This window comes from Streptomyces rectiviolaceus (assembly GCF_039533825.1).
Lineage (GTDB): Bacteria > Actinomycetota > Actinomycetes > Streptomycetales > Streptomycetaceae > Streptomyces > Streptomyces rectiviolaceus.
In genome coordinates this window covers 16,565-25,880 of sequence record NZ_BAAAUG010000007.1, presented here as the reverse complement: position 1 = coordinate 25,880, position 9,316 = coordinate 16,565, and the positions used below count along the sequence as shown (strand labels likewise).

10 protein-coding genes are annotated in these 9,316 nt (G+C 72.4%); 5 read left to right on the top strand and 5 right to left on the bottom strand.

Going from position 1 to position 9,316, the window contains the following annotated elements; genetic code table 11:
- Together ABD378_RS00590 and ABD378_RS00585 are read right to left on the bottom strand one after the other, a co-directional pair.
- The coding region (locus ABD378_RS00590; RefSeq protein ID WP_344518235.1) for an FtsX-like permease family protein at positions 1–2,331 on the bottom strand (2,331 nt) is incomplete at its 3' end.
- A complete protein-coding gene (locus ABD378_RS00585; RefSeq protein ID WP_344518234.1) occupies positions 2,328–3,068 on the bottom strand; it encodes an ABC transporter ATP-binding protein in 741 nt (246 codons plus the stop codon). The genes ABD378_RS00585 and ABD378_RS00590, both read right to left, overlap by 4 nt.
- A gap of 83 nt (positions 3,069–3,151) precedes the next feature.
- Between ABD378_RS00585 and ABD378_RS00580 the strand changes: the two genes are divergently transcribed.
- Together ABD378_RS00580 and ABD378_RS00575 are read left to right on the top strand one after the other, a co-directional pair.
- Positions 3,152–4,327 (top strand): DUF2786 domain-containing protein, encoded by a 1,176-nt coding sequence (locus ABD378_RS00580; RefSeq protein WP_386544356.1) that lies wholly within the window; start codon positions 3,152–3,154, stop codon positions 4,325–4,327.
- A gap of 488 nt (positions 4,328–4,815) precedes the next feature.
- Positions 4,816–7,047: an FUSC family protein gene (locus tag ABD378_RS00575; protein ID WP_344518233.1), complete on the top strand. Its 2,232-nt coding sequence runs from the start codon at positions 4,816–4,818 to the stop codon at positions 7,045–7,047.
- Between the two features lie 29 nt (positions 7,048–7,076).
- Here the strand turns inward: ABD378_RS00575 and ABD378_RS00570 are convergent, their stop codons facing one another.
- The 3 genes from ABD378_RS00570 to rpmB all read right to left on the bottom strand — a co-directional run bounded on the left by ABD378_RS00570 (position 7,077) and on the right by rpmB (position 8,198).
- Positions 7,077–7,583 (bottom strand): hypothetical protein, encoded by a 507-nt coding sequence (locus ABD378_RS00570; protein ID WP_344518231.1) that lies wholly within the window; start codon positions 7,581–7,583, stop codon positions 7,077–7,079.
- A gap of 73 nt (positions 7,584–7,656) precedes the next feature.
- Complete coding sequence (gene rpsN, locus ABD378_RS00565; RefSeq protein WP_344518230.1) at positions 7,657–7,962, bottom strand: 30S ribosomal protein S14; 306 nt, start codon at positions 7,960–7,962, stop codon at positions 7,657–7,659.
- Positions 7,962–8,198 carry a 50S ribosomal protein L28 gene (gene rpmB, locus ABD378_RS00560; RefSeq protein ID WP_344518229.1) on the bottom strand — a complete coding sequence of 79 codons (237 nt, stop codon included), beginning with the start codon at positions 8,196–8,198 and terminating at the stop codon, positions 7,962–7,964. Before rpmB ends, rpsN begins: the two co-directional genes overlap by 1 nt.
- An 82-nt stretch (positions 8,199–8,280) precedes the next feature.
- On the opposite strand from rpmB, the gene rpmG reads away from it, so the two are divergent.
- The 3 genes from rpmG to ABD378_RS00545 form a co-directional block, all read left to right on the top strand.
- Complete coding sequence (rpmG, locus tag ABD378_RS00555; protein WP_009719228.1) at positions 8,281–8,445, top strand: 50S ribosomal protein L33; 165 nt, start codon at positions 8,281–8,283, stop codon at positions 8,443–8,445.
- A 5-nt stretch (positions 8,446–8,450) separates the two neighbouring features.
- Positions 8,451–8,705 carry a type B 50S ribosomal protein L31 gene (locus ABD378_RS00550; protein WP_344518228.1) on the top strand — a complete coding sequence of 85 codons (255 nt, stop codon included), beginning with the start codon at positions 8,451–8,453 and terminating at the stop codon, positions 8,703–8,705.
- A partial coding sequence (locus ABD378_RS00545) for a GTP-binding protein (protein WP_344518227.1) occupies positions 8,702–9,316 on the top strand: 615 nt, incomplete at its 3' end. The genes ABD378_RS00550 and ABD378_RS00545, both read left to right, overlap by 4 nt.

The window sequence follows — 9,316 nt, the reverse complement described above, 5'->3', positions numbered from 1 at the left end:
CCGCACCACCCCCACCCCCATCACCCCCGCCCCCAAACCCACCACCGCACAGACCCCCGCAGCCACCCCCACCATCCCCCAAGGAATCGCCACCCCCGCCGGCGCCGACAGCCGTGCCAAGCCCGCGCTCAGGGCGCCCAGGTTGACCGCGGTCACCGCCAGGCCCAGCACCGCGCCCACCGCCACAGCCAGCAACGACTCACCGGCGACGACCATCCGCACCTGACCCCATGTAGCCCCGGCCATCCGCAGCGACCGCAGCTCAGGCCCCCGTACCGACGTCGCCATCAGCAGCGTTCCCGCCAGCGAGATGACCGTGTAGACAAGAGCGATACCCAGCAGCACCACCATCCCCAGCCGCGTCTGCGGCTTCGCCGCCGGATGGGTGTCCGCCAGCCACTCCTCCGCCGCCCGCACCCGAACCTCACCCCCAACACCGCTGCCCGCACGCTCCCGCAACGCCCCCGCCACCTCACCCCGATCCGCCCCGTCCCGCAGCCCCACGTCAATACGGTCCACCTGCACCGCTCCTGAGCGCACCCCCGGACCAGCCCCCGAACCACCCCCCGCATTCGCCGCCGTCACGTACGCCCCGTTGTCCCCCGTCCCCCGCGCAAGCACCGCGACGATCCGCAGCCGCGCAGGCCTCCCGTCCCCGAGCCAGACGTCGACCCGCTCGCCCACCCGCCGCCGCTCCCACTCCTCGTTGACGACGATCGACCGGTCGTCGAGATCGCGTACGTCCCCCGCCACCACCGGAAGCCGCGACACCGAAGCGAACGCCGCCGGATCGCTCACGGCCCGTGCCTCCGACCGGATCAGCGCCGTGCCTTCCTCCCGCACGAACACGGCCGTGGAAGCGGACGCCGCGGCAACCGCCACCCCATCCACCTGCGCCACCCACCCTTCCCGCGCCGACGACCCCAGCGACCCCAGCGACCCTGCCGACCCCAGCCGCCCCCGCGGCTCCAGCGGCCCCAAGTCATCACCCGTAACCACCAGTTCAGCCCCAGTCCGCTCCCGCGCCTCCACCGCCCGCGCCTCACCCGCCGTCTCCGCCGAGCCGAGCAGCGAGCCCGCGAGGGCCACCGTCACCAGGACCGGCGCGGCGACGGCCGCGGTCCGCCGCACCGACGCGGCGGAGTTCTCGCGGACCAGAAGCCCGACCGCGCCTGGAAGGCGGACGGCACGCAGAACGGGACGTACGAGAACGGGAGTCAGCGCGGCAAGTGCGGTGATCAGGATCATCGGCTGAGTCGTGTACGTCTTCCGCTTCATCAGGGCCGACGGATCGGTCCACAGCGTCCAGCCGAGCATCCCGACCCCCGCCGCGAGCAGAACGCCGCCCACGATCCGCCGACTCCACGGCATGACCCCGGTATCGAAGGACGCGTCCCGCAACGCCTCCACGGGACCCACGCGGCCCGCCCGCCGCGAGGCGGTCCACGCCCCCGAGTAGGCCACCAACACCCCGACCCAGAAGGCGAGATGGTACGGCCAGGTCGCCCCGCCGATCCCGAACCACTCCGGAGCGATCTCCGCGTCCACCAGCGTCCGAGCAAGCACCGGCGCGCCCCAGGCCCCCAGCAGACACCCCACCCCGGAGGCCGCGACCCCCACCGCGAGCGCCTCCGCGAGCAGCATCCTGCGCACCTGCCCGGGTGTCGCTCCGGCCATCCGCAGCAGCCCGAACTCCCGCCGCCGCAGCGCCACGACGAAGGTGAAGGTGGACGCGGTGACGAAGACCGAGACGAAGGCGGACACCCCGCCCGCCGTTCCCAAGAAGGAGTTCACCGCCACCAGAGCCTCCGCGTCCCGCCCCGGCTCCGGATCGGCGAGCCGCCGGTCATCCCCGGTCAGGACACGGGCCCGCGCCCCGACGACCTCCCGCACATCCCCCACCGGAGCATCCACACCCACCGCGTCCACGCCCACCGCATCCACGCCCACCGCACCCGCACCCACCGCACCCGCACCCACCGCGTCCCTCCCCGTGTTCGCCCCGTCCAGCTGGACCGAGCCAAGGCGCCGCAGCTCGCGCAGAAGTTCGATATCCACAGGGTGTGGATGAGCGAGCGGCTTCGACACATACGCGGTGTCCGGGCCGCGTTTCACCGGCACAGTCAGGGTGTTATGCCCCATAACGACCACGGGTGACCCGGCGAACCGCACGGGCTCCCGCTCCGGCGCGCTGAACGTCGAGGCGAGCCCGAGGCTCATCGCGGCGGTGAGGGCCACGCCCAGCGCGACGGCGACGAACGCGCCGAGAAGGCCGGCCCAGCGTGTACGGAGGGAAGCGAGGAACATCATCGAGCCCCCGAGGGACATCATCGGGCAACCGCCTCTCCGCAACCCGACTCGAGCCCCGCCATCCGCCGGGCCACTTCCCCCGCGTCCGGCGCGAGCACCTCATCGGCCACCCGCCCGTCCACCAGGAACACCACGCGGTCCGCGTGCGCCGCCGCCACGGGGTCATGCGTGACCATCACGGTGGTCTGCCCTTCGCCGTCGACCAACTCCCGCAACAGCGCCAGCACTTCACGACTGGTCGTCGTGTCAAGGGCGCCGGTCGGCTCGTCGCCGAACAGCACGGCGGGCCGCGTGACGAGTGCCCGCGCCAACGCCACCCGCTGCTGCTGACCCCCCGAGAGCTCTCCCGGCCGATGCCGGGCGCGGTCACCGAGGCCCACCCGGCCCAGCGCGTCCCCCACCTCCGTACGCGAGGGCCTGCGCCCCGCGAGCCGCAGCGGCAGGGCGACGTTCTGGGCTGCGGTCAAGGACGGCAGGAGATTGAAGGACTGGAAGACGAAGCCGATGCGGTCCCTGCGCAGCAGGGTCAGCCGGCGCTCGCTCAGCCCCGTCAGCTCCGTGCCGCCCACCTCCACCGTCCCGGACGTCGGCCGTTCGAGCCCGGCCGCGCACTGCAGCAACGTCGACTTGCCTGAGCCGGACGGCCCCATGATCGCGGTGAAGGTCCCGGCACGTATCGCGAGGTCGACGCCGTCGAGGGCGGTCACATCGCGGTAGCGGCGGCGGACGGCGGTGAGCCGTACGGCAGTTGAGGTCATGCCTCGAGCCAACCGCCCGCGGCCCCGTCGGGCACGACCACTGGGGGGCGTCCTGGGGGTATGGCCAGCCATACCCTTGACGTATGGATGATCCGGTGACCGAGGTGATCGACAAGGCGTTCGCGGCAGCGCTGTACGCGGACGGCGACGAGGGCCTCGACACCGGTGCGTCCCTCCTCGCGGCCGCGCCCGAGGCCGACGCGGAGCTGTGGCGCAGGGGTGAGGAGCTGGTGCGCCGCGCCTGGGAGCGGGGCTGGCAGCCGGCGGACGTCATACGCATGGTCGGCCGCGCCCAGGACGACATCGCCCACGGGACCGACCGTGCCCACCAGACACAACTGGCCGCCGAGCTGATCACCACAGAGACCAGGCGGTACGGCGACACGCTCCCGCCCCGCTGGCAGGCGCAACTGGCCGAGCTCATCCCTCAGTCCACCCCGAGGACGGACCGCTTCTCCCAGGCCACCACCACCCTCGCCCTCTACCGCCTCCTCCTGCGCCTTCCCGCGATCGAGCCGGTGGGCCCCGCCCCCGGCACCCCGCTCCACGCGCCGCCACCCCCCGGCCACGAGGAGCCCCGCATCCTCACCCGCATCCGTGCCCTCCTGGCGAAGGCCGAGGCCACCGGATTCCCCGAGGAGGCGGAGGCGCTCACCGCCAAGGCGCAGGAGCTGATGGCCAGGCACACCATCGACGAGGCCCTGCTCGCGTCCCGCACCCACGCCAAGGACACCCCCGGCGCCTGCCGCATCGGCGTGGACGCCCCGTACGAGACGGCGAAGGCGATCCTCCTGGACGCGGTGGCCACCGCGAACCGCTGCCGCGCGGTGTGGAACGAGGCGTACGGCTTCTCGACCGTCGTCGGCTTCGAGCCCGACCTGGAAGTGGTCGAACTCCTCCACACCTCCCTCCTCGTGCAGGGCACGGCGGCGATGACGAAGGCGGAGGCGGGGCAGCGGGCGGGCGGCCGCAAGCGCACGAAGACGTTCCGCCAGGCGTTCCTACTGGCGTACGCGAATCGGCTCGGCGCGCGTCTTGCCGCGGCGGCGGAGGACGTCACCGTGGAGTCGCCGGACGCGGGCGAACTGCTGCCCGTCCTGGCCGCGAGGGACGTGGCCGTCACGTCCCACACGGAGCGCATGTTCCCGGAGACGTCGACCACCCGGGTGCGGGGCGCAACGGACCACGAGGGCTGGACCCACGGAACAGCAGCAGCAAACAAGGCTCACATAACCCCGGCCCAACGCCACCTCCCTTAAACACCCCCGAGCCCCCAGGGGCCCCGCATCCACCTCTGCCCGAACAAGCCTTTCCCGCCCACCCGCCCGATTGCCCCGCGGTGCCAGGGGGTGGGCGGGTTGTGCGTGCGGGTGGGGGTGGGGTGGGCAAGTACAGGCCAGGGTGGGCGGGAAACGTACGGGCCCGGGGTGGGGCGGGCAAGTACGGACCCGGGTGGGGCAGGAAACGTGCAGGCCGGGGTGGGGCGTGCGGGTTGGGGTCAGTTGGCGTCGGCAGGTGCGACGTGCCGCAGACGGGCGCCCGGGACCCACGCATCCGCAGTCGGCAGCGAACGCGAGGGGACGTGGCGGTATGTCCGCCCGGAGCACGGTTCGCGGCGCTCCGGGGCCGGAGTAGCCCTGCGGTCACCGGGCGATAGCGAGGACGGACATACCGGCGCGGCCCCGCCCCCACAGACAGACCAGCCCGCACCCCCCGGCCAGCCCGATATGCCCCGTATCATCACAGAGTGACCTGGCTTCGAGCGCTGAAGGAGACCACTCGCTCGGGGCTGACCGTCGAGCGGAAGCGGCTTGAACCCCTCATCGCCCTCCGCGGCGCAGCCGGCCTCGCCGTCGTCATCGGCGTAAGCCTCACCCTCTTCGGCCCAGCCGTAGCCGCCAGCTCGGCCTTCGGCGCCTTCCAGGCAGCCATCGCCACCTTCCAACGCAGCTGGCGCCCCCGCCCGGAACTCGCCCTGGCCTCCGGAACAAGCCTCGCCATCTCCACCTTCCTCGGCTACCTCACCGGCTCCCACACCCTCCTCTTCCTCGCCCTCCTCTCCCTCTGGACCTTCCTCTCGGGCCTGAGCTGGGCCGCGGGCCCGACCATCGGCCTCATCGCCTCCTCCAACGTCGCGATCATGCTGGTCACGGTCACCCTCCCCGGCTCCCTGGCAGCCGCGGCAGGCCACGCCGCGATGATGGTGGTGGGCGGCGCCATCCAGGCCGCCCTGGTGATCCTGTTCCCCGTACGCAGATGGGGCGCCCACAGAGACGCCCTCGCCGACGCGCTCACGGCCGAGGCCGACTACGCCCGCCGCCTCCGCCACGACCCGCACGCCGACTTCGACCCCGAGCCCCTCATGGCGGCCCGCGACGCGGCGACCGTCACCCCGCGCCAGGCCCGCACCCGCCCCGCCGAACTCCACGGCGCCCGCGGCGTGGCCGAACGCATCCGCCCGGTACTCGCCTCCCTGGCCGACCCGGCGGTGGGCGTACCGGAAGAAGGCCCCGAACGCGACCGCGTACGCGAGATCATGGCCGCGGCGGGCGCGATCCTGGACGCGGCGGCCAGGGCGATCCGGCAGGGCGAACCGGTGAAGATCCCACCCGCGGCCGTGGCCACCCTCCAGACCCCGGACACCGGAGCGATCCTCACGGGCCCGGCGCAGAGAGCGGCGAAGCGCCTGGCGGCACTCCTGCGCGACGTGGTCGAAACAGCAGGCAAGCCCCCCGACAAAGCGGCCGCCCTCACCACAACAGCAACCACCCCCAGAGCAAACCCCCCACCTACCCCAACGCCCCCCACCCCCCTCCTCCGCCCCACCTTCCCCGCCCTCCTCCCCGCAGCCCTGCGCGCCATGCGAACCGAGCTCCGCCGCCGCCACGAATCCCCCGTCACCCGCCACGCCATCCGCGTCACAGCGGTGGCCGCGACCGGTTACCTCCTCGGTACCTGGCTCCCCCTCGGCCACGGCTACTGGGCCCCCATGGCCTCGGTCATGGTGATGCGCCCGGACTTCTCACAGACGTACTCCCGCGCCGTGGCCCGCTTCGGCGGCACTCTCGTCGGCGTAACCCTGGCCACGGGCATCGTGCAGCTTGCGCACCCCGGCACCGGACCCTCCGCGGCACTAGCCGTGCTCTGCGCCGGAATGATGTACCTCCTGATGCGCACGGGCCAGGTCGCCGCCCAGGCCTGCGTCGCCGCGTACGTCGTGTTCCTGCTCGGCATGGGCGGCGAGCAGTGGACGCAGACAGTGCCGGAACGCGTCGTCCTCACCCTCCTCGGCGGCGTCCTCGCGATGATCGCGTACGCCGTGTACCCGGCCTGGGAGACCCCGCGTCTGCGCAACCGCCTGGCCGACTGGCTGATCGCGGACGGCCGCTACGCCGCAGCCGTCGTCGACCGTTACGCCGACCCCGTGGGCAAGGCCTGCCCCGACGTCCGCGGGGCGCTACTCGCCGCCCGCGACGCCCGCATCGCCTGGCAGGAAGCCGCCGCCCGGGCCAAGAACGAACCGGTGCGCCACCGCGGCCTCTCCCGTGCCGCGGCCGGTGACGCCGAGGACGCCCTCGCCCAACTCGGCCGCGTGGCCATGCTGATGGAGGCCCACCTCCCGGACCGCGACGCGACCCCCGTCCCCGCGGCGGCCCGCCTCGCCCAGGCCCTGCGCAAGTCGACCGAGGACGGCGCGAAGGCCGTACGCGAACGCCGCGTCCCGAAGTGGGAAGCCGTACGCAAGGCCCTGGACGAGTGGGACGGCGAGGGCGTCCCCGACCGGGTCGTACGCAGAGGAGCGGGCCTCCTCCTCACGACCCTCGAGGAGCTGTCGGACGCCTTGGACACAGCGCCGCCGCCCATGCTGGTGGACGGTTCAGAAACCGGCGCACAAACACACAGGGGCGGACAAACAGACAGGGGCGCACAAACGGACAGCGGACCGCAGGACCCCGAACAAGGTCCCACGGCCCGCTGAGGCGACACCCCGAAAGACTCCCGAAAGACTCAGGACTGCGGAAGCCCCGCAGTAGGCAGCCCCTCGGGCAGCTTCCCGCCCTCGGTCCTCGTGAACTGATCCTGGCCCGCGCCCTGCCAAGAGACCGTCATCGACGTCCCGTTGACCGACTCGACCGTGCCCTCGGTGCGGTCCGAGTCACCCTTGGCGCACTTCAGCTTGATCGCATCGCCAGCCGCGGTCCCACTGCACAGGACGTTCTCCCCGAGCAGCGTCGCCTGCTTCCCGGCGATGACCAGCGCGAGCGGATTCCCGTCGGCGGTGGCGACCCAACTGCCCTCGGAGCTCCCGTCCTTGGCCCCCGAGTCGGAACCCTCGTCCGGCGTCTCGGAACCGTCGGCCCCGGCCGATGAACCGGCGGAGGAACCCGCCGAGCTCGACCCCTTGTCCTTGCCCTCGTCCTCACCGTCGCCGCCGTCACTGCTGCAACCGGTCAGGACAAGGGCGGCGACAAGACCCGCCGCCGCGGCACCGATACGTACGTTCCGGACGTGCATGCGCACTGAAGTCCCCCTACATGGCGCTCGAGCGCCACGACGCTCGAATCAGGTCAGTGAATCGCGCGCCAAGCTACCAGGACGACTTGCGCACCCCAGGGAGGAATCCGGCGTGCGCTTGGTCACGCAGCTTCACCCTGGAGAGGCCGAACTTCCCCACGTATCCGCGCGGGCGGCCGTCGACGCTGTCCCGGTTGCGCACGCGCGTCGCACTCGCGTCCCGCGGCTGCCGCGCCAACTCCGCCTGGGCGGCGAGGCGTTCGGACTCGCCCGTGCCGGGCCTGCGGACGATCTCCTTCAGCTCGGCCCGCCGCGCGGCGTACCGCGCGACGATCTCGCGCCGCTTCTCGTTCTTCGCGATCTTGCTCTTCTTGGCCATCAGACCCTCACCCCACGCGCACGGATCCTGGCCACGGCGGCCTCGATGCCGATGGTGTCGACGGTCTTGATGCCCTTGGCGCTGAGCCGCAGCCGCACATGGCGGCCCTCGCTCGGCAGCCAGTAGCGCTTGCGCTGGACGTTGATGTCGAACCGGCGTGACGTGCGCCGGTGCGAATGCGAGATCTGGTTGCCGAAGCCCGGCGTGGCGCCGGTCAGCTGGCAGTGGGCGGACATGGTGACGCACCTCTCGGTCGTGGGGAGGAGATCCCCTGCGGAGCCGTTTTGAAAACGGGATTCATTTTCATACACTAGCGGCATGGCTCGCAACGAACTCCGCCCGATCATCAAGCTCCGGTCCACGGCCGGAACCGGCTACACGTACGTGACCCGCAAGAACCGCCGTAACGACCCCGACCGCATGACGCTGCGCAAGTACGACCCGGTCGTCGGGCGTCACGTCGATTTCCGAGAGGAGCGCTGACCGCCATGCGCAAGGACATCCACCCGCCGTACGGCCCCGTCGTCTTCCGCGACAAGTCCGCCGGCTTCGCCTTCCTCACCCGGTCCACCGCGACCAGCGAGAAGACGGTCGAGTGGGAGGACGGGCGTACCTACCCCGTCATCGACGTCGAGGTCTCCTCCGCGAGCCACCCCTTCTACACGGGCACGGCAAAGGTCCTGGACACCGCGGGCCGCGTGGAGCGCTTCGAGCGCCGCTACAGCGCGCGTCGAGCGCGATGAGCGCGACGAACCCCCGGGCCATGGACGTCGCCATCGTCGGCGGTCTGCACTCCGAGGCCCGCAAGGAGGCCGTCGAGCGGCTCCTGGTCACCGTCCCGGGGAGCGTGGCGCTCCATCACGACCTGGCGACGGCCGTGCACGGCACGGTCGTACGTACGGTGCGCGATGCCAGCGGAGTGCTCTCCACCGGCGAGGCGCCGCTGGTCAACGACTGTGCGTGCTGCGCCCTGCGCGAGGACCTGGTGCCCGAGCTCGAACGGCTCGCGGACTCCGGTCTCACGCGCCTCGCGGTCGTCGAGCTGTGGGACTCCGTCGAGCCCAAGGCGATGGCCGAGGTGATCACCGCGCACGCGCACGAGGGGATGCGGCTGAGCGGTGTGATCACGGCCGTCGACCCGGCCCTCCTCCTGCCCTACCTCGGCAACGGCGACGACCTCATGGAGGCCGGGCTCGCCGCGGCCACCACGGATCAGCGCACCGTCGCCGACACCTGGGCCCGCCAGCTCGAGTACGCCCCCGTGCTCGCCGTCGCGGACTCCCCGGAAGCCGACGACGAGGACCGCGCGCTGCTCGCCCAGCTCCACCCGACCGCCCGTCAGGTCCCGATCAGC

What these genes read in the sequence shown, in the direction of transcription:
- rpsN (WP_344518230.1), bottom strand. Translation starts at nt 7,962, where the DNA reads ATGGCCAAGAAGAGCAAGATCGCGAAGAACGAGAAGCGGCGCGAGATC.
- rpmG (WP_009719228.1), top strand. Translation starts at nt 8,281, where the DNA reads ATGGCTCGCAACGAACTCCGCCCGATCATCAAGCTCCGGTCCACGGCC.
- ABD378_RS00570 (WP_344518231.1), bottom strand. Translation starts at nt 7,583, where the DNA reads ATGCACGTCCGGAACGTACGTATCGGTGCCGCGGCGGCGGGTCTTGTC.
- ABD378_RS00580 (WP_386544356.1), top strand. Translation starts at nt 3,152, where the DNA reads ATGGATGATCCGGTGACCGAGGTGATCGACAAGGCGTTCGCGGCAGCG.
- ABD378_RS00585 (WP_344518234.1), bottom strand. Translation starts at nt 3,068, where the DNA reads ATGACCTCAACTGCCGTACGGCTCACCGCCGTCCGCCGCCGCTACCGC.
- rpmB (WP_344518229.1), bottom strand. Translation starts at nt 8,198, where the DNA reads ATGTCCGCCCACTGCCAGCTGACCGGCGCCACGCCGGGCTTCGGCAAC.
- ABD378_RS00550 (WP_344518228.1), top strand. Translation starts at nt 8,451, where the DNA reads ATGCGCAAGGACATCCACCCGCCGTACGGCCCCGTCGTCTTCCGCGAC.